We start from the raw sequence: 20922 nt of genomic DNA on the forward strand, positions 1-20922 counted from the left end.
TATTAGTGTATTGTAACGATTATAAAATGTTATTGGGCGGTAGTGATGAGAAAGACGATCGTGGTATTCGTACTCCTAGGACTCATATCACTTTTCGCTGACATGACCTATGAGGGGGCGTTATCTATACGTGGAAGCTACCTGGAGATCATTGGTGCCCCCATTATAGTGGCAGGCTTAATTAATATAGGCTGGCTTGTCAGCTATGGATCAAGGTTTCTGAGTGGTGTTTTAAGCGATTACCTTAGAAAGCCAATCATACTCTGGGTGCTTACTGTAACAGGGTATTTGATCAACGTTATCGTTGTACCGCTTCTAGCGCTTACCAATAGGTGGGAACTGGTGCTGATACTTATTGTGTTAGAGCGGTTTGGGAAAGGCCTAAGGGCCCCTGCAAGAGACGTTATACTAGCTGAGGTAAGCGAGGGAATAGGTAAGGGGCTTGGATTCGGGGTTCATGAAACCATGGATCAAGCAGGGGCCGTATTAGGGCCGTTACTGGCATCACTGATCCTCGTGGCGAGTAATCAGGATTATCCCAGAGTATTTCTAATGCTTGGTGTTCCCGGGGTCATAGCTGTAGTGCTAGCTATTATTGCCTGGTCTATGTATCCACAGCCCAGTTCGCTTTCAACGAGAAAAAGTATGCTAGGCTTCAAGGGTTTAACGCGTAGCTACTACATGTATACAGCTGGATTCTTCCTCTTCAGCCTAGGCTTTATATCGTGGGATATAATCAGCTACCACGCTAAAAATATAGGATTAAGGGGGGACTACATAGCCCTGCTCTATAGTATAGCTATGCTGGTAGACGGTTTGCTAGCCGTGCCCTCGGGGCTCCTTTACGATAGAATAGGGATGAAAAGCACTATCCTAGCCCCACTGGCATCCATGGCTGCAGGCATAGCGTTCACGGTGTTTATTGATAGAAACCCATTAATAATGGCGTTTACATGGGGTCTTACCATGGGAGTTTTCGAGACGAATATCAGGGTGGCTGTCTCAGACCTGGTACCGGCTGAAAAAAGGGCTTTTGCTTATGGGTTCTACGGCTTAGTAGAGGGGTTAGCAATGCTTGTTGGAGGTGTGATTCAGAGTATTCTAATAGCGGAGAACGCAATATTGCTCGCAGCATACATAGTTATCACAGAGTTCTCCAGCCTCATAGTATTCTACAGGATATAGATAGGAAGAGTTAACATGATACATAGAGTTTTAAACAAACTATATGCTTTATTTCTAGTCTAGAATAGGCTTGGAACGGTGTCCAGGATTGAATGAAAGGGAGTTTCTAGAGTGGTTGAGGAGTATAGAGGCTAAGTGGCAAGCTAGGTGGAAGGAGAACAGGGTTTTCGAGGCGAACCCGGAACCAGGGAAGCCTAAGTACTTTATAACCGTACCATACCCCTACAGCAACGCACCTTTACACATAGGACATGGGAGAACATATACTATTGGAGATATTATCGCAAGGTATAAGAGGCTGAAGGGATATAATGTCCTCTATCCCATGGCCTTTCATATAACGGGTACACCAGTGCTAGCTGTTTCAGAGATGATAGCACGTGGCGATGAACGCGTTGTCAACATGTATAAGTCGTATATAAGATACTATGTCAGCGATGAGGGAAAGGTTAACGAGATACTTGAATCATTCAAGAACCCATTGAATCTAGCCGTGTTCTTCGCTGAGAGGATACAATCAGACTTCGATGCCCTTGGATACAGTATCGACTGGAGGAGGAAATTCCATACCGGCGAACCCATATACAACAAGTTCGTCACGTGGCAATACCATAAACTCAATGAGAAGGGATTGATTACGATAGGTGATCACATTGTAACATACTGCCTCCTCCATAAACAACCAGAAGGAGAGGACGATATACAGGACGCTGATGTGAACCCGGTTGAGATACTCGAGTACACAGCCGTGAAATTCCTTGACCCGGAATGGAAGGTGTACCTGGCAGCAGCGACGCTGAGACCCGAGACGATTTACGGTGTTACGAATCTATGGGTTAACCCTAATACAAAATACCTTGAGATATCCTTTGGAGACGAGGTGTTAATAGTATCGGAAAAAGCATATGTAAAACTGGTTCACCAGCATCCTGAGAAGGAGATAAGGGTTCTCAGAGAGATACCAGGTAAGGGATTAGTTGGTAGAAGAGTGGTCTCACCGCTTGGTAAGGAAGTAATTGTTCTACCAGCTGAATTCGTTGATCCAGATAACGCCACGGGGGTAGTCTATAGTGAGCCAAGTGATGCACCATACGACTACGTGGCTCTCCAGGAGTTAAAAGCCAATAAAAACATGCTTAGAGAATATGGCTTAAACCCTGAGATAATTGACTCGATCACACCTATCAAGATAATTGATGTACCAGGGCTAAGTGATCACCATGCAAAAATAATAGTTGAGAAAATAGGTATTAAGAGCCAGATAGATGAGCGCCTGGAGGAGGTTAGCAAGGAGGTATATAGGGAGCAGTATTATAATGGAGTGATGATCGTCGATGACCCATTGGTGAAGGGTCTCACAGTTAAAGAAGCCAGGGAGGTCATTAGGAAGAGGCTGATCGACTCTAACCAGGCATTCATATTCTATGAGTTGAATAGAAAGGCAAAGTGTAGGTCGGGCGGTGAGATCATAGTAGCCAAGATAAGGGGGCAGTGGTTCCTCAACTATGGTGTGAAGGCCTTTAAGGAGAGGGTGAAGAAGTATATAGAAGAAGAGTTAGTAGTGATCCCTGAGAAATACAGGAAGGCTTTCCTGGACACGGTGGACTGGCTGGATAAAAGACCCTGTGCTAGGAAGAGAGGTATTGGCACACCTTTACCATGGTCGCCTGACTGGATTATTGAGAGCCTAAGCGATTCAACAATATACATGGCGTTCTATACTATAGTGCATAAGATCCGTGAATACGGTATTAAACCAGAGTCGCTGACGCCGGAGTTATTCGACTACGTGTTCCTTGGAATAGGGGACCCTGTGGATGTCTCTAGTAAAACAAGTGTGCCGTTGAAGGTACTTGAGGAGATGCGGTCTGAATTCATGTATTGGTACCCGGTTGATCATAGGCATACATCTATACCGCATATAAGCAATCATCTCTCTTTCTACATATTTCACCACGTAGTGATATTCCCGCGTGAGCACTGGCCCAGGATGATAACCCTGAACGAGACAGTGATACGTGAAGGAGCCAAAATGTCGAAGAGCAAGGGTAATGTAATACCCTTAAGGGATATCGCTAGACTATACTCAGCCGATTTATTCCGCCTTTACATATCATGGGCAGCCGGATTGGATAGCGTGCTGGATTGGAGAGAGAAGGAGGTGGCCATTGTAATAGATTCATTGAAGAGGTTTGTAGAGCTCGCTGAAAACGCTGTTGGAGCTGAGTGCAGGGATAACGCGGGTGATGATGCTGCCTCAAGATGGTTTATGGATAAATTCCATCAGTTGATCAGTGATGCAAGCAGTAATATCGAACACATGGAGATACGGGAATATGTGCAGAATGCGTTCTTCAACGTATTATCTCTGATCGATAAGTACCGTGATATAGTGGGTGATCGCTATCTCTGTAGTATTAAACAAGTATTAAGGGACTGGATCACAGTAGTGAACCCTGTGATACCTCATGTAACAGAGGAGATAAATGAATTAATGGGTGGCAAGGGCTTCTTGTCCAAAGGCTCGTGGCCAACCTCTCGTGAAGCAAGGTATCCTGAGATAACTACGGCCATCGATAACGCGTTAGCCCTTCAGGAAGATATAAGGGAGATACTTGGGTTAGTCAAGGGGGTGCCAGGGAAGATATATATTATAGTTGCGCCAGAGTGGAAGAGAGAGATAGCTGTTAAAACCCTGGATGGCATCCAGCTAAGAGAGATAATGGATTACATGAGAAGTAGATACGGGTTGAAGGGCAGGGAAGTCGAGATAGCCGAGGTCTACAACTACTTCAAGAAACAGCCAAATGAGAAGGTGAAGCTTATATCGAGCTCCACTGAATTCAATACTTACATGTATATGGCGCAATACTACTCCAGGAAGTTCAATGTGGATGTAGAGGTACTATGGGAGGATGATGCAAGGGCTAAAAGAATACCTAAATCAGAGAAGGCGCTGCCCCTTAAGCCCTCAATATATGTTGAATTAATCCATCAACGCTGATCAATCAGTCTTCTATTTTCTTTAAGGAGGTCCTCGACCGTAAAGTAGGATGTAAATGCTTAAGCCCGTGTTTTATAGCTGGGTGGTTGACTACTTGGTCTCAGTATTTAAATAGTTTTACAATTAGGATAAAACAATTAGAAAGCTAGGTGGTGTTTAACTGTTGACGCTACTCGTTAAGAATGCCGGCATCCCTTTACCATCAGGGGATATAGTGGTTGGCAACATATATATTGAGGACGGTGTTATCACTTATATTGGTAGGAAAGAGATACAGGCTGACAGAGTCATCAACGCTGAAGAGAGATTAACTATACCTGGAGGCATAGACATACATGCCCATATATATGATCCGGCTTACACTAGCAATGAAGACTGGGAGACAGGTAGTCTAGCAGCCGCATTCGGTGGTTTAACAACAATAGTTGATATGCCTCTCAGAACAATTGTTGATAACAGGAAAATCCTTGAGGAGAAGCTGAGTGAGGCTAGGAAGAACTCATATATAAACTATGGTGTGACAGGCGGCTTCATTAATGAGAAGAACTATAATTCTATACCCGAGTTAGCACGATATGGTGTTAAAACATTCAAGTTCTTCACATGTAGACCATTCAAAATAAGCGATGAAGCGTTACCCGATGCCTTCGAACAAGTGGCTGTTGCTAATGGAGTCGCAATAGTGCATGCTGAAGACGAGTCATTGATAGGATACTGGGAGAAGAAGCTGTTATCGCAGAACAGCATCGCGGCGTTTCACTTAAGTAGGACAGGCGCCACCGAGGCTTCAGCAATATATAGAGTCGGCTATATAAGCATAGATGTAGGTGCAAGGGTGCATATCGCCCATCTCTCCAGCAGAGAGGGGATTGAGGCTGTTGCAGTCCTTAGGAAGAAGATTGGTTTAACTAGTGAGGTAACGCCTCACCACTTATTCTTCACAAGGGATGAGACATCGAGGTTTGGAGCATACCTTAAAGTAGCCCCCACGATTAAAACAAGGGAGGATAGGGATGCATTATGGAGGGCTCTCGATGAAGGCATTATGGAGGGCTCTCGATGAAGGCATTATAGACGCATATGTAAGTGATAACGCTCCAGCACCTAGAAGCATGAAGGAGGCTAATGTATGGGAGGCATGGGCCGGTATCCCTAATCTGGAGATAATGATTCCATTCTTATTTACATATGGTATTCTCCAAAGACGTATCTCGCTAGCTAGATTCATAGATGTTACATCAAGGAATCCGGCTAAAATACTTGGCATCTACCCCTTAAAGGGTGAGTTATCGATTGGCAGTCATGCTGACCTAGTGATTCTTGAGACAGGAAAGTCTAAGAGAATAACCGCTTCAACCCATCATCATAAAGTTGATTGGACCCCATGGGAGGGCATGGAATTGTATGGCTATCCATATTACCTAATAGTAAATGGGGAAGTAATCATAGAAAAATATGAGCTCATAGGTAAAAAAGGCTTTGGAACATATATTGGCGAGTTAAAGCCGAGGAAGAGGTAGTGTATTATGGATTACTTGATTATACTGCTAAGTTACTTCACACAGTTAATAGCTATAATGAATCCTTTCTCGGCTATACCTACATTTATGTCTCTTACCGAGGGATTAGAACGCCGTAGGAGGCTTGAGATAGTTAAGAAAGCGTATTTCGCGGGATTAATACTGGTAATACTTTTTACCCTGGTAGGTCGCTACATCCTTGAAGCATTCAACATCTCAATAGCCAGCCTCAGGGTTGGAGGAGGCATAATATTGATGACTATAGCGCTAGACATGCTCGGTGATGAGGTTAGAACTAAGCGTATGCATCCAGGCGATATAGCGGTCGTACCAATAGCAACGCCCCTTATCATCGGGCCGGGTACCATAACAACCATACTCTTGTTGACATCGTCTCTCCAGGAGACAACTGGTATGGTAGTGGTTTTAATTGCTGGAGTTATAGCTTGTAGCGTTACATTCCTTATACTAGCTCTAAGTGACATATTGACAAGGCTCTTAAGCATGTCTACTGTGCGCGCTATAGGTAGATTCATGGCGTTGATTATCTCCGGTGTAGCAGTTGAGATGATTGTCCAGGGGTTGTATAGCTATTACGTTGAGTTATTTAAGGGCTAGACACCTCTATACATACATCCACACCGTTCTCACCGAGTTTTTTCTTTAAATTCTTCAGGTTTTCATACCTGGTGCTCCCAGGACTTAGTACTATGTCCCCGTGATACTTACCGGGCACTATTGTTCTAAGCCTTATGGATTTAATTGAGAAACCCTCAGACTCAGCTATTCCCACTATTTTCTCGTAGATGCTTGGCGGTGGTGCCTCATCAGCCATGAATGATGTTAGGTTACGCCCCTCCTCATATATCTCGTAGAAAATATAGGAGGTGAGTAATACGGCGCCTCCATAATCTATTAGATAGCTGTATAGCGCGCCGCCTAGGCTGGCTATAATGCCCACTACGCCTTCTAGAACCTCACTTATAGTGAATGCGCCGTATGCCCTAATAGATGGAGGGGCACTCCTCGATAAGAATATGGCAATAGAGTATGCTAGGATGGCTGTAACTGCTAAGTAGAATGCATTAAGTTCTACACTGTATTCTCTCACATAATATAAACGGGTGATGCTGATGCCTGCTACAAAACCATAGGTCACAATCATTACGAGTATACCAATGTACTCGAAGCGTTCGTGCCCGAAGTGATGATCAGAGTCGGGCGGTATAGTGACCACCCTTCTTGACCATATCACCACGAGTAGTGCTATCATGTTTGCAATGCTTGTTAAGGCATCAACGAACAATGTATTACTACCGTAGAGTATGCCTCCAAGTATTTTCAGTATGCTTCCAATGGTTCCAGCGCTAAGGATCGCGATTACCTTGTTCAAAAGCGTTCCCCCCAGCCCTGTCTAGCACTAAATCCTTACCCCATACGACTCGATATTTTTATAACCTATGACGAGTTATTATATCGATGGTGCTAGGCTATGTATAGAGTGAGAATTGAACCAAGGGAAAACTGTATATCTGACATGGTATGTGTCTCAATATGTCCCGACGTCTTCGAGATGAATCCTGAAGACAATAAGTCACAAATAGTCGAGAAATACAGGGAGAAAGGTAATATAGCAGTGGGCTTGATCCCAGATGACCTAGCTCAGTGCGCGCAGGATGCAGCTAATGCATGTCCTGTTCAAATAATACATGTTGAAAAAGCCTAGTTTTTTTAAAACTAACCATCCAACCCCATCTTTAGGGGATGCTCCTTGACTATTTCTCAAATACATGAGATAGCTAAAAAGATACTTGTTGATAGTATCAAGTTCCCCACTGTGCTTGGAGAAACCTATGAGGATATGGTTGACTATTACCGGGAGCAGTTATCGGAATATGGTATCCATGTGACAATACACAGGGTTCCCGATGAATTCCTTAGGAAGACTCTTCCCAGGGAGTTCAACCCTGAGAAACCCAGGTTCATATTGCTGGCTAGAATAGGTAGCGGTGAAAAGGTACTTCAATTCAATGGACATTATGATGTAGTATCACCGGGAGAGGGCTGGGAGACGCCGCCCTTCGAGCCCGTTGTCAGGGATGATCTAGTATATGGGCGTGGCACAACGGATATGAAGGGTGGGATAGCGTCTATACTTACAGCCCTCATATCTCTTGCACAGGAGAGAAGAGAGCCAAGTGTAATTATCGAGGCCGCTCTTGTACCGGATGAAGAGATAGGGGGTAGGACTGGCACAGGCTACCTGGTTAACGAGCTTGGTAGTAGGCCTGACTATGTTATCATAGCTGAACCCTCCGGCTTAGATAACATCTATATCGGTCATAGAGGAAATGTATGGGGTATCATAAGGGTACATGGTAAGCAGGCTCACGGCTCAGCACCGTGGCTTGGAGACAACGCGTTCGAGAAGATGCTTGTGTTCGCGCAGGAATTCCTTAAGAGATATAGGGAGCGGGTTTCCTCCAGGAAGAGTAACTACCTATACGAGGATGAAAGAGCAGCCTATCCCACGATTACACCGGGTGGACTCTTGATCGCACCTGGATCGATAAATATAGTGCCTGGAACAGCGGGTTTCAGCATAGATAGGAGGTTGATAGTTGAGGAGAGGGTTGAGGATGTGATTGGAGAAATCCAGGAATTACTTGGTCAGGTCAGCAGGGAGCTCAATATAGATTCATCATTCACACTTGTAGAGTCCTCGCCGTCAGCGTTCACCCCGCCTGATAACAAGTATACTCAAATACTCGGTGAGATCATAAGGGAGAATACTGGTAGAGAACCTAGGAAAACCATATGTATTGGTGGGCTGGATTTGAGATACTATACAATTAAAGGAATACCAGCCGTATCATACGGACCAGGTGAGGTGGGGCTAGCTCATAAACCCAATGAATACATTAGGATAAGCGATGTAGTAAGGGTTAGCAAGATATATGTCGACTTTGCTAAGAGATTTGAGAAAATCCAGGTTGATACCTAGAATTGAGTAGCGGGAGTAGATTCGAGCCGACCTCCTCCCAGCTCTAAAGGGTTGGGGTTCCCTTTAGAGCGGGGGGTTCCCCGCATCTATTCGGGGCTACATCTTTTATCTGGAGGGCAGTCGATGGGGCCAGAGATCCCCCATCTGGAGCTTAGCTAGTGTTCTTCTCTCAATGTTTAGAATCGCTATGTGGTCTCTATCCCCTTCGAAACCACATCTAGGGCATTTAAGTCTTCTATAACCGTTCTCCCTTAGCTTAGCCCCGCACCCAGGGCACTTAGTTGACGTTCCTCTAGGGTCAATAGTTACTACTGGGACACCGTGTTTCTCAGCCTGCCAGTCCGAGCGGGGTAACCCTAGATGTGAGCCCTGTGCCGTTGGGCTTGAAGGACGCCCATGACCCCCATATAGAGTGGTCAGTGACCACAGTGAAGCACGGGGCCGGGGCACAATCAGTCCTAGGCAAACATACAACAACCTAGGACTGGAAATGGTTGGTTTTATTAAGTATGTGAGAATAATGTAGGTTAAGATAAGGAGGTCAGTGATGTCTAGGAGGATACTTATTGCTAATAAGGGAGAGGTGGCTGTAAGGATAGCCCGTACCCTTATTGAAAAAGGATACCACCCCTTAGGAGTATATGTCAGCAACGATGAGTTGAGCCCCCATAGAAGATACATGGTTGAAGAGGCGAAGATATCGAGCTACACAAACACAGAGGAGATTATTGAGGCTGCATTAGAGCTCGGTGCAGAAGCCATACACCCAGGGTACGGCTTACTCGAGAGCGAACCGGGGTTTTCCCAGGAGGTTGCACGCAGGGGATTAATATTCGTTGGCCCACCGCCTGGTCAAATAGAATTTGCTCGTGATAAACTAGCTGTCAAAACACTGGCGGAGAAGCTTGAAATACCGACCCTTCCATGGAGCCTTGTGAAAAACGAGGAGGATCTCGAGGAATTCGTAAGAACGTATGGCTATCCATTAATACTTAAACCCGTAAAAGGTAACTGGGGTAGGGGGCTTAGGATACTGTGGAGCGAGAAGGATCGAGACCAATTGAAGACCCTTATCAAGGAAGCCGAGAAAATATACAGGGATTCAAGGATATATGTCGAGCCATATATAACAAACGTTAAACACATAGAGATACAATTAATTGGTGACGGGGAGAAAGTAATTCATTTATATGATAGGGAATGCAGTATCCAGGATAACTACATGAAAATCCTTGTGGAGGCTCCCTCCACACTCCAAGTTAATGGTTTACGGGAAAAAATACTCAATTACGCCTTGTCAATCGGGGAAGCTATGAGGCTGAGAAATCTTGCAACAATAGAGTTTCTATATGATGCAAGAAGTCGCAGTGTCTTCCTTAATGAAGTAAACATGGGTCTATCCCCTGAGCACGCTGTCACAGAGGCTGTCACTAGGATTGACCTAGTTGAGAAGCAGGTTGAGGCGGCCCTATATTCTACAATAGGATTGAAGCAAGAAAACGTCTCATTGAATGGGTGGGCTTTCCAGGCCAAGGTATTTAATAAAAACATATTCAGGGATGAGCCTTCAAGCGGCTTAATTAAGACTTATAACGAGCCCAACGGCTTAGGAGTAGCATGTGACACTGGGATAGCTCCAGGAGTTAAGGTAAGAGACGAGTACACCCTCTTGGTTAAGGTGCTTGCCTGGGGGAGCAGTAGGCTTATAGCTTTAAATAGGCTGAAGCGTGCCTTAAACGATATATATATCAATGGAGTGCACACCAATATACCAGTGCTAAGGGAGATCCTTGACTCGAAGGATGTTGAAAACGGGATCTACAACACCAGATTCCTCGTGGAGAAGAGGGATGAAATTATCTCTAAGCTCAGAGAAAGAATGCTGCTCCACGCTATCGCATCTATCTCCCTGATCGAGTACGGTAGTAAGGAGGCAAGGAAAATACTTGGAGAAGGCAAGTTGAGTACTGAGAAGATAATGGAGAATGCTTCAAGAACAAAGAGGACAGCATGGTTCTACTACGCCAGGCTAAGGGAGAGGATTAGGAGAAAATAAGGTTGGAGAGGCCTTCCGCCGATGCACGTGTTTTCAACACGTCTTAGATATCAATAGTTTCCTATGCATCATTGACTATATACTATTAATAGATGTATATAGGAAAGCTTTTTATCCCTCATAAGTATTCTTTGAAGACGAGCGAAAAGGTGGTTAAATGAATAAGGAGAACAAGTTCGTTCTATGGCTTGAGGAAGTTAGAAAAGAAGATGTCCCATTGGTTGGAGGTAAGAATGCAAACCTCGGAGAAATGATTAATGCTGGGATCCCAGTACCACCTGGATTTGCTGTTACAGCATACGCATTCAAGTACTTCCTTGAGAAGACGGGGCTTGGCGAGAAAATATATGGCATGCTGAGGAAGCTCGATGTAAACAATACTAAGGAACTTGAGGAGACAACCGCGAAAATAAGAGAAATGATAATGAACCAGCCTATGCCTCCAGAAGTAGAGGAGGAGATAAAGAAGTACTATATCGAGCTGGCAAAGAAGCTAGGTATGGATCCAAACAAGCTTAGAGTAGCTGTTAGAAGTAGTGCTACAGCAGAGGACCTGCCAGAGGCTAGTTTCGCTGGACAACAGGACACCTACCTAAACGTGTATGGAGCCGACAGCGTAGTATACCATGTTAAGAGATGCTGGGCAAGCCTCTTCACCGCAAGAGCAACATTCTACCGTGTTGCCCAGGGCATTCCACACGAGAAAACATTCATGAGTGTAACGGTTCAGAAGATGGTTAACAGCAGAAGTGCAGGCGTAATGTTCACACTTCACCCTGTAACAGGAGATGAGAATGTCGTAGTGATAGAGGGTAGCTGGGGTCTAGGTGAGTCAGTCGTAGGCGGTAAGGTTACTCCCGACGAGTTCGTTGTGGATAAGAAGACACTTAGCATAGTGGAAAAGCACATCAATAGAAAGATATTCATGATAACATTCGATCCAGCTCTAGGTAAAAACGTCCACTTGAAATGGGATGATCAGAAAGGTAGGTGGGTTGCTGAGGAAGGCGAAAACATTAGCCCGCCCCTAGCTCAGGTAGCCAATCCAGATAAGCAGGCATTGACAGAGGAAGAGGTTAGGAAGCTTGCTGAGCTGGCATTATTGATCCAGAGGCACTATGGTAAACACATGGATATTGAGTGGGCAATCGACTCTGACCTACAGTTCCCAGCCAACGTATTTATTGTGCAGGCAAGACCAGAGACGGTTTGGAGTACCAGGAAGGCTAAGGAAGCCGAAAAGAAACCAGAGGAGGTAAAGGGTAAAACCGTGAAGCTAGGTGAAGCAAAAGTACTAATTAGGGGGCTGCCAGCTTCACCAGGTATTGGTGCTGGTGTTGCTAAAGTCATATTCGACCCGAAGAGCAAGGAGGCCATGGAGTTCAAGGAAGGTGACATACTGGTAACAAAGATGACTGATCCTGATTGGGTACCATTAATGAAGAAAGCTAGAGCAATAGTAACCGATGAGGGAGGTATGACAAGTCACGCTGCAATAGTTAGCCGTGAGCTGGGTATTCCAGCAGTCGTTGGAACAGGCAATGCCACACAGGTCATTAAATCTGGTGTGGAGGTAACTGTTGATGGTGGCAGGGGAGTAATATATGAGGGTATAGTTGAGGAACTAGTAAAGCCAAAAGCTGAGGCGAAGACCGAGGGAGTAGTTGCAGCAGTAGGTATCAGCCCTGAGCAACTACTGCCATTATACCCTGTCACAGCTACAAGGATATACATGAACCTCGGTGAGCCAGACGCTATTGAGAAATACAAGGATCTACCCTTCGATGGCATAGGCCTAATGAGGATAGAGTTCATATTCACTGACTGGGTACAGTATCACCCATTATATCTAATTGAGATAGGTAAGCCGGAAATAGTCGTCAACAAGCTGGCTGAGGGTATAGCTAAGGTTGCACAGGCAATATATCCAAGGCCAGTTGTAGTGAGATTCAGCGACTTCAAGACAAATGAGTACCGTGGATTGAAAGGCGGCGAGAAATATGAGCCTGAGGAGAGGAACCCGATGATAGGATGGCGTGGAGTCAGCAGGTACATTCACCCGAAGTATGAGCCAGGCTTCAGGTTAGAGGTTAGAGCCATTAGGAAAGTAAGAGAAGAAATGGGATTAAGCAACGTATGGGTAATGTTCCCATTTGTCAGGACAACGTGGGAGCTTGATAAAGCCATTAAGATAATGGAGGAGGAGGGATTAAAGAGGAGTAAGGACTTCAAGGTATGGGCAATGGCTGAGGTACCAAGCATAGCACTACTGGCTGATAAGTTCGCTGAGTACGTTGATGGATTCAGTATAGGTAGCAACGACCTCACGCAGTTGGTGCTTGGTGCAGACAGAGACAGCAATATACTCGCTGAAATGGGCTACTTTGATGAGAGAGATCCAGCTGTACTAGAAGCGATTAGAATGATAATTGAGAAGGCTCATAGTAAGGGAGCTACTGTAAGCATTTGTGGGCAAGCTCCAAGCGTATACCCAGAGATAGTGGAGTTCCTGGTAAGGCTAGGAATAGACAGCATAAGTGTCAACCCAGACGCAGTGATATCAACAAGGAGGCTAGTGGCAAGCGTTGAGAGAAAGATCATGTTAGAGAGGCTGAATAAGATAATTGAGAAGCTGAAGGACTTCGAGTAATTTTTCCCTAAAAATCATTTTTAATCCTTTAACCCGTTCAGCCAGCGATCAGCACTGGTAATATTAATCTAAATATGTTTTCCATAAACGTTTATATAGTATATACTATCTCTATTATTTCTTGGTGGAACCATGGCCAGGAAGGTAGTTATACTGGGGGCTAGTGGAAGAGATTTCCACAACTTCAACATGTTCTATAGGGATAACCCTAACTATAGGGTCGTAGCATTTCTCCAGACCCAGATACCGGGTATCTCGGGCAGGCGTTATCCACCATCGCTGGCTGGATCATTATATCCCGATGGTATCCCGGTTCTAAGCATGGATTACCTGGAGAAAATAGTTAAGACGTATGGGGTGGAAGAGGCTGTACTAGCCTACAGTGATTTAACTTATAGTGAATTAGGCTCAGTCCTCTCCCGTGTTACATCCCTAGGGTTAACCTTCAAGATCCTGGGTCCCATGGATACCATGCTTGAGAGTATAAAGCCTCTCATAGCTGTTACAGGTGTTAAAACAGGAGCCGGTAAAAGCATGGTTTCAAGAGAAGTAGCCCTTGAATTGAAGAGACGGGGGCTGAGGGTTGGGGTGGTTAGACATCCGATGCCATATGGGGATCTAGAGAAATCAGTTGTTCAGAGTTTCCACAGCTTTGAGGACCTGGATAGGTATAATGCAACAATAGAGGAGAGGGAGGAATATGAGCACTACTTGAGGCTAGGGTTCTCGGTTTACGCCGGGGTTGACTATGGTAGGATACTTAGAGTACTTGAATCCGAGAACGATATAATACTATGGGATGGAGGCAATAATGACTGGCCATTCTATAAGCCAGACTTCATGATAACTGTTGCAGACGCTATGAGGCCTGGCATAGAGGTTTCATCGTTCCCAGGTGAGGTAAACCTCAGGATGTGTGATGCAGTAATAATAAACAAGGTTGATCAAGCCAGACCAGGGGCTGTTGAGAAAATAAAGGAGAATATAAAGAGCAGGAATCCCAATGCATATGTAAGCCTGGGAGAAAGCGTTGTCACAGTAGATAACCCCAAGCTAATCGAGGGTAGAAGGGTATTAGTTATCGAGGACTCACCCACTGTAACGCATGGCGGAGCACCATACGCGGCTGGCTATGTAGCAGCATTGAAGCATGGGGCTCAACCAGTTGATCCACGGCCATTCGCAACCGGCTTCTTCCAGAAAATATATGAGGAGTACCCACATATGGGCCCGGTTCTCCCGAGCACAGGGTATAGGCCAGAACAATTGAAGGAGCTTGAGGAAACCATAAGGAGGGCTCCGGTAGATGCTGTTGTGCTTGGAACACCCTCAGACATAACCAGGCTTATAAAACTGGATAAACCGGTTGTGAGAGTAGAGTTTAAACTGAAGATTGTTGAGGGGCCCACGATAAAGGAGTATGTTGACATGTTTATGGAGAAGGCGAGGAAAAAAGTCTTGTAGCTACTACGTCTTTTTCCTGGTTAAAACATAGACTAGTCCAGTCAGGAACGCTATAGTCAACACTATCACTAAGTAGATGTAGTCTTCTCCACTACTAATTCTCTCCGTAAACGTCTCGGTTATTGTTGTGGTATTGGTCACTGTGGTTGTCCACGTTATCTTTTGCGTCTCTACAATAGATACCGTTGTATATATTGTAGTGGGCTGAGTCACAGTAGTTGTCTCAGTTATTGTTGTCGGCTTAGTCACTGTTCTAGTGATGTATGCGACAGTGGTTGATGTAACTGTTTCAGTTTTCACTACTTGGCTAGGTGTCTCTACAGAGATTTCTTCACCTTGTATAAACTGTGATAAGTCTAGTCCTTCAGGTATACCATTGATAACTATTGGCTGGTCACTAGTTCCCTGCATGATATACACATAGTAATCGAGGTTTTGAGAGATATATAGCCTATGTGTAACGGGATCTATTGAGAATACCACGCTGGCTGACGCTGGTATCTTGGCTACAATGTTTATCACTGTCTTCCCTGCTGTAAAGCGTAGCCTCACAGGGTATTCAACTGGCTCCCTATATATGTTTTTCTTCGAGTTAACCACCGAATAAGCTGTTGTATTCAATGGTATCACTTTTAATGTCCCACTATCATCACCCAGTGCTATTGGGGTATACGTGTATGTTCCATTAGGATAAAGGATTAACACTAGGTAGTGGTATACACTACTGCACTCAGCGCCAGGTGTTATTACATCACTACAGGAATACAATGGAGAACCAGCACTACCTACTATGAGGAACTCTGTATTATTGTAACTATATTTAACCCATGCATGGAAGTGTGCCTGTAGCACTAGGGCCGGCCATCCATAGTTATTCATGTAATTCAATAACACGGTATCATATCCTATTTTCAGGTTATGGTTTACATTTGGGTAGAGGGGCCTATGGAATCCAAGTATTAGGTGTTTACCCCCGGTGTAATTATATACAGCCTTAACCTGGTTACCCCACGTAGTTATATCTGCCTCGGAATTAATCAGGGCTATTCTCCACCCAGGTATATCGTCAATAGTGATATTGTCTGACCCTATATACTGTCTCCATAGATCGATGCCCGTGGCATTTAATCCACTATAGGTCACGTCATGGTTTCCAGGTATCATCCAAATGTTTTCTAGACGGGTCCTATTAAGGATTCCATATAATCTATCATACTGTTCAGGTGTGCCTAATCCCACGTTATCTCCAAGCCCTATCACGGCTAGCGGAAGAGCATTCTCCGCTTCGTTTATAGCCTGGTAGAATACCTCTGGTGGATCCACAGCGTTCACATCCGGGGGCCTATTGTCACCGATCACTATTAAAGGATACCATGGTAGATTATCCGGGATCACGATACGGGTTTTCACGTATAATGGCACCACGGTTGATGCATCAGCATTTAAAAGAGGTGTTGCAATTGGCGGGACAAGCAGTGATGCCAGGATTATCAGGATGTACATAGCCCATTTATTCAATATATCACGCTCCTCAACAGGGTTATAACCATCTATGGAGGAGCAGGTATATAAGTTAATTAAATCTATTCTTAGGAATATGATGGAAGTGGATAAGCGGGTTTAACACCGGTGTAAAAAGTGGCTCTGAGAATTGCTGGTGAAACCATATATGTACCAGATCTAACGGCTCTTACACAGGGAGCCGTATCCAGGTTGATTGATGAGGGAAGCGTTAGCGGTAGAATAGTTATCCATAGAGCTATGCTCCAGCTGTTAGAGTACAATGCCTCGAAAGGCAGGGTTATAGGTTACGCAGGTCTCGAGGAACTTCGCAGGCTACGACAATACAATGATACAGGGATAATCAAGCTCGAGTTCGCTGGTGAAAGGCTTAGGGGGTTCATTGAGGACGAGGAGCAATTAGTCGGCGAGGTGAACTCCCTTATAAGGGAATATGCTTACTCTGTTAACGGTGTATTAATAACGGGTAATGAGCTACAGTACCAAGTGGCTAAATCCATGGGCATACAGGTTGTGCTGGTCAAGGATAAGGAGCGTGGAAGACTAGGGTTCGAGAAATACTTTTCCGAGAACACCATGAGCGTGCACTTAAAGGAGGGGGTGGTACCAGTAGCCAAGATTGGTAGGCCAGGCGAATGGAAGTTCGTGAAGCTAAGTGATGCCCCGTTAACCAGGCAGGAGATCGAGCAGATGGCTAATGAGATAATAGAGGCTACTAGGAGTAGAAGCGATGCCTTCATAGAGATAGATCGAGCCGGCTCCACCATAGTCCAGCTGGGAGCCTACAGGATAGTTATAACGAGGCCCCCTTTAAGCGATGGATGGGAGATCACGGCTGTGAGGCCATTGAAGAAACTGAGACTAGAGGACTATAATCTCCCGCCGGAGCTGGTTAAAAGGCTCAATGAAAGGGCTGAGGGTATACTCATAGCTGGTGCACCAGGGATGGGTAAGACGACCTTTGCTCAAGCCCTAGCGGAGTACTACATGAGGATGAATAGGGTTGTGAAGACCATTGAGTCGCCTAGGGATATGATACTTCCACCAGATATAACCCAGTATAGCAAACACTATGCTGACACAGGGGAATTACACGACATCTTATTGTTATCGAGGCCTGATTACACGGTCTTCGATGAGATGAGGAATGATGAAGACTTCAAGCTATTCGCTGATCTAAGACTAGCCGGAATAGGAATGATTGGGGTTGTACATGCCACGACACCTATAGACGCCATCCAGAGATTCATTGGAAGGGTTGAACTCGGAATGATCCCCTCGATAATAGACACTGTGATCTTCATTAAGAATGGACAGATAGACAAGGTATACGAGGTCAAGATGACTGTGAAACTACCAACTGGGTTACGTGAGGCAGAGTTATCAAGGCCAGTGATAGAGGTGAAGGATTTCCTCACCGGTGAGCTAGAATATGAAATATACACTTTCGGCGAGCAGACGATAGTGGTACCAGTTAAAAAACTACGTGGTAAGCAGGGCATCCACGAGAAGATTATTGAGGAGATCGGTAAGATCATGCCTGAGGTAGATGTGAGAATGGAAAACGGTGATATAGTGATCACTCTATCAAGACAGGACTTAAAGAAGTATAATAGAAGGATTAAGAGGCTTAGGAAGCTTGAGGAAAAGTATAATATACCTGTGAGAGTTAAGGTGGAGGAGTAAACTCACCGCATAGTATAATCCAGTATACTCTTATCCCCCTTAATCATTGAGATTAATGCTTTGAGCCTGAGGCTGTTTTTCACGGTTTCAACCGGGATCTTGAAGGCGCCTCCCTCCGATCCGGCGAGTTTCTCGATGGGTATAAGGAACCATTCCCCGCTTCCAACGAATTTAACAGCTATGAATGGTGTTGCGCCAGCCCTCCTTGAGAACTCTTGTAGCTTCTCCACCTGCTCCCTTCTAACATAGATTGTTCTCTCCTCCTTAATAGTCTTAACCTCCATGGCCACTATTTTACCATGGTAGATAGCTACTATATCAGGGTATTTGACGTGCCTAGCTCTACTACCACTTGCAGGAGCCCTAATAACTGCGAAACCATGATCCCACAGCCTCCTAACTAAATCCCTCTCATGAGAAAAACCCCTAGACCTATTACTCATGTAGCCCCCTCAAGCTGATTAAAATTTATTATCTGAGATAGTTAAAAATAGTATTTCAACAGAGGGTGATATGTATTGAAGACACGATATTACCTGCATTATCTACTATTATTTCTCATAATACTTGGTTCAATAGTATACTTGAATACGTATATTGCGGCTGCTGAGACAACCCCGGCTATACCCTCTATAACAAGTAATATAACCGAGATAATCACCGCTAACATGGGACCAGTTGTACCAGTTATAATGTCACCCGGGGAATCGTTCATCATAGAGCTTAGGCCGGAGTATTCTTCTCTCAGTATCTCCTCAGCGTACATATGGACTGTTAAACCAGTTAGCAACCGGCTTGTAGTCTACAATTACACTTTAAGTATAAGCAGTGTAGGTCCAGGCATATACCAGGCTACTATATCATCAGAAGTTGAGGATGGATTATATGACTTATCTCTTCTAGCAGGCTCAACAGTATACAATGTGCCTAGATCAGTATGGGTGGTGAAGTCCTGGCCTTCAGTGATCAGATTCGTAGAGAACACTGATATACACTTCATAGCAGGCCAACCAAATCCATTTACAGGTGATATTAATCGTATAGCTGGATTTACTATAGATAACATGTTATCACCCTTCTTCATTCTATGGCTCGGCGATGAAGCTGACACTGCTGCTTCATCAGAATATGTGATGACTCTCGCGTACAGGTATGCCTATCTATATAACATACCTGTGTTAGGCATACCCGGGAACCACGATTACGCCTCCGGGGGTACTTATTATATGAATTATCTTGGACCCACGAAGTGGTTTAGAGTAATAGCTGGTAAGCTACTTATAATAGGTATATGGTCACCCGAGCAAGGATACCCATCATGGGAAGACCTAGTATTTGCCCAACAGGTGCTCCAGAATTATAGTAGTATACCCTATAAGATGATATTAGTCCATCATCCGCCATTCTATTATCAGGGCGAACTATACACTAGGTATGATGATGAAAACGTGTTGAAACCATATGTTCAAGGCGGTCCCTCCACACCGTTGAGTAGTTATTGGTCAAGTAACATGACAGCGTTCAGATACTTCTTGAAACTCGTGGAGGACTATAATGTAACAATGGTTTTATCCGGTCACACGCACAGGGACTTCTTCACGAAGTATGTGAGTACTAGGACTAATACGACAACCCTATTCCTCACATTTACAACGTTGTCGCAGGGCTCAGCATCTTATGATGGATTAAGCCTCATGGAGTTCGACTTGAATACTGGTCGATTAGACTTCCCGTTAAAGCCGCCTACATTTATTGGTTTCCAGAACTCTACGAGGGCCCTGGCTTTAAACAGTATACCAATAGGAATATATCCGGTTCAAAATAGCCTTGGATGGAGTAATTTAACGTTTACATATATGAATGCTGTTTACTCCGATGCAGGTTACACGTTTAGATTCGAGAATAATAATATATCATGGATTAACTTCTCTGGCACCATGCTATGGAGCCTGCCATGGGCTGGTAACAATGTAAACTATCAAGTGGTTAACGTCTTGAATAATGCATCCATAAAGATCATTGATTACAAGATCATTGGGGGCAGGCTCTTCCTATTATTCGAGTTAAACCTGCCTTTCCAGGGCGGGTTAACATTAAGGCTGTACACAAATCCTGACTCCAAGCCGCCTATGATATCCCTGAGAAGAACAGTGCCGCAAACACCCTCCGTTAATAGGGATGTGACAATATATATTGAGTTATCTGATGAGGGGTTGGGGATAGATCCGGGTAGTATAGTGGTTAGACTGGGGAACAACGTAATTAATTATAGTAGTATGCCTCAAAGAAATACCTATACAATGAGTCCAAGCACCTACACGGAGAAATTCAACATTGTAACCCTTGTTATAACAGTATATGTCTCCTCTAATACGACGGTGACACAGCCACTGTTAATCCAGGTAGCGGATAATGCTGGAAACCCAGCCAATGCATCATTCAACATTACATTCGTGGGTCCCATGTTGACTACCACAACTACAACAACTACTGCGGCTACAACAACTACGACCACTACCACAACACCTCCTACGACTACAACAACCACCACTACCACAACTACAACAACTACTGCGGCTACAACAACTACGACCACTTCAACTACAGCGGCAACTACCACAACTACAACAACCACTACCACAACGACTACTACTACTGCGGCTACAACAACTACTGCTATACCTTCTGGAGAAGCATCTCACCTTATCATGCTGGGAATAGCTGTGGTTGTTGTAGTGGTCATTATATTATTAGTGTCATTGATGAAGAGTGGTGGAAAATAGTCTCCCCTATATTTGAAGCTGGCCAATACTAAACATTTTTTAACTATTC

At 44.6% G+C, this 20922-nt stretch carries 16 protein-coding genes; 12 read left to right on the forward strand and 4 right to left on the reverse strand.

The features are described 5' to 3' along the window. The first annotated feature begins 45 nt into the window (after positions 1–45). From SPHMEL_RS04100 to SPHMEL_RS04115, 5 genes are all read left to right on the forward strand, one after another. Complete coding sequence (locus SPHMEL_RS04100) at positions 46–1185, forward strand: MFS transporter (RefSeq protein ID WP_042667465.1); 1140 nt, start codon at positions 46–48, stop codon at positions 1183–1185. 88 nt (positions 1186–1273) lie between these two features. Further along, the gene (gene leuS, locus SPHMEL_RS04105) at positions 1274–4189 is read left to right on the forward strand and encodes a leucine--tRNA ligase (RefSeq protein WP_042667466.1); all 2916 of its coding nucleotides are present in this window, start codon (positions 1274–1276) and stop codon (positions 4187–4189) included. A gap of 163 nt (positions 4190–4352) precedes the next feature. Next, complete coding sequence (locus tag SPHMEL_RS07605; RefSeq protein ID WP_269479113.1) at positions 4353–5252, forward strand: dihydroorotase; 900 nt, start codon at positions 4353–4355, stop codon at positions 5250–5252. After that, a complete protein-coding gene (locus SPHMEL_RS07610; RefSeq protein ID WP_269479114.1) occupies positions 5224–5709 on the forward strand; it encodes a dihydroorotase in 486 nt (161 codons plus the stop codon). Before SPHMEL_RS07605 ends, SPHMEL_RS07610 begins: the two co-directional genes overlap by 29 nt. Positions 5710–5715: 6 nt before the next feature. Then, complete coding sequence (locus SPHMEL_RS04115; protein ID WP_012608293.1) at positions 5716–6327, forward strand: MarC family protein; 612 nt, start codon at positions 5716–5718, stop codon at positions 6325–6327. On the opposite strand, the gene SPHMEL_RS04120 is transcribed toward SPHMEL_RS04115, so the two are convergent. Beyond that, on the reverse strand, positions 6317–7102 hold the full coding sequence (locus SPHMEL_RS04120; protein WP_012608294.1) for a cation diffusion facilitator family transporter: 786 nt from the start codon (positions 7100–7102) through the stop codon (positions 6317–6319). The genes SPHMEL_RS04115 and SPHMEL_RS04120 overlap by 11 nt on opposite strands. Positions 7103–7201: 99 nt before the next feature. Here SPHMEL_RS04120 and SPHMEL_RS04125 point away from each other — a divergent pair, with 99 nt between their 5' ends. Both SPHMEL_RS04125 and SPHMEL_RS04130 read left to right on the forward strand, forming a co-directional pair. Then, a complete protein-coding gene (locus SPHMEL_RS04125; protein ID WP_012608295.1) occupies positions 7202–7435 on the forward strand; it encodes a ferredoxin in 234 nt (77 codons plus the stop codon). Between the two features lie 45 nt (positions 7436–7480). Next, positions 7481–8713 (forward strand): M20 family metallopeptidase, encoded by a 1233-nt coding sequence (locus tag SPHMEL_RS04130; protein ID WP_012608296.1) that lies wholly within the window; start codon positions 7481–7483, stop codon positions 8711–8713. Positions 8714–8818: 105 nt separating this feature from the next. Here the strand turns inward: SPHMEL_RS04130 and SPHMEL_RS07425 are convergent, their stop codons facing one another. Beyond that, positions 8819–9163 (reverse strand): zinc ribbon domain-containing protein, encoded by a 345-nt coding sequence (locus SPHMEL_RS07425; RefSeq protein ID WP_198011718.1) that lies wholly within the window; start codon positions 9161–9163, stop codon positions 8819–8821. Between the two features lie 97 nt (positions 9164–9260). Between SPHMEL_RS07425 and SPHMEL_RS04135 the strand changes: the two genes are divergently transcribed. The 3 genes from SPHMEL_RS04135 to SPHMEL_RS04145 all read left to right on the forward strand — a co-directional run bounded on the left by SPHMEL_RS04135 (position 9261) and on the right by SPHMEL_RS04145 (position 14883). Beyond that, on the forward strand, positions 9261–10769 hold the full coding sequence (locus SPHMEL_RS04135) for an ATP-binding protein (protein WP_042667467.1): 1509 nt from the start codon (positions 9261–9263) through the stop codon (positions 10767–10769). A gap of 157 nt (positions 10770–10926) precedes the next feature. Next, the gene (gene ppsA, locus SPHMEL_RS04140; RefSeq protein ID WP_012608298.1) at positions 10927–13419 is read left to right on the forward strand and encodes a phosphoenolpyruvate synthase; all 2493 of its coding nucleotides are present in this window, start codon (positions 10927–10929) and stop codon (positions 13417–13419) included. 132 nt (positions 13420–13551) lie between these two features. Next, the gene (locus SPHMEL_RS04145) at positions 13552–14883 is read left to right on the forward strand and encodes a cyclic 2,3-diphosphoglycerate synthase (RefSeq protein WP_042667468.1); all 1332 of its coding nucleotides are present in this window, start codon (positions 13552–13554) and stop codon (positions 14881–14883) included. 3 nt (positions 14884–14886) lie between these two features. Here the strand turns inward: SPHMEL_RS04145 and SPHMEL_RS04150 are convergent, their stop codons facing one another. Beyond that, positions 14887–16401 carry a metallophosphoesterase family protein gene (locus SPHMEL_RS04150; protein ID WP_042667469.1) on the reverse strand — a complete coding sequence of 505 codons (1515 nt, stop codon included), beginning with the start codon at positions 16399–16401 and terminating at the stop codon, positions 14887–14889. A 120-nt stretch (positions 16402–16521) separates the two neighbouring features. Here SPHMEL_RS04150 and SPHMEL_RS04155 point away from each other — a divergent pair, with 120 nt between their 5' ends. Then, a complete protein-coding gene (locus tag SPHMEL_RS04155) occupies positions 16522–18090 on the forward strand; it encodes a PINc/VapC family ATPase (protein ID WP_042667470.1) in 1569 nt (522 codons plus the stop codon). A gap of 2 nt (positions 18091–18092) precedes the next feature. Here the strand turns inward: SPHMEL_RS04155 and hjc are convergent, their stop codons facing one another. Then, positions 18093–18533 carry a Holliday junction resolvase Hjc gene (gene hjc / locus SPHMEL_RS04160; RefSeq protein WP_042667471.1) on the reverse strand — a complete coding sequence of 147 codons (441 nt, stop codon included), beginning with the start codon at positions 18531–18533 and terminating at the stop codon, positions 18093–18095. A 75-nt stretch (positions 18534–18608) separates the two neighbouring features. On the opposite strand from hjc, the gene SPHMEL_RS04165 reads away from it, so the two are divergent. After that, entirely contained in the window at positions 18609–20873 is a 2265-nt protein-coding gene (locus tag SPHMEL_RS04165) for a metallophosphoesterase family protein (RefSeq protein WP_042667472.1), read from the forward strand. The last annotated feature ends 49 nt before the right edge of the window (positions 20874–20922 follow it).

This window comes from Desulfurococcus amylolyticus Z-533 (assembly GCF_000513855.1).
Lineage (GTDB): Archaea > Thermoproteota > Thermoprotei_A > Sulfolobales > Desulfurococcaceae > Desulfurococcus > Desulfurococcus amylolyticus.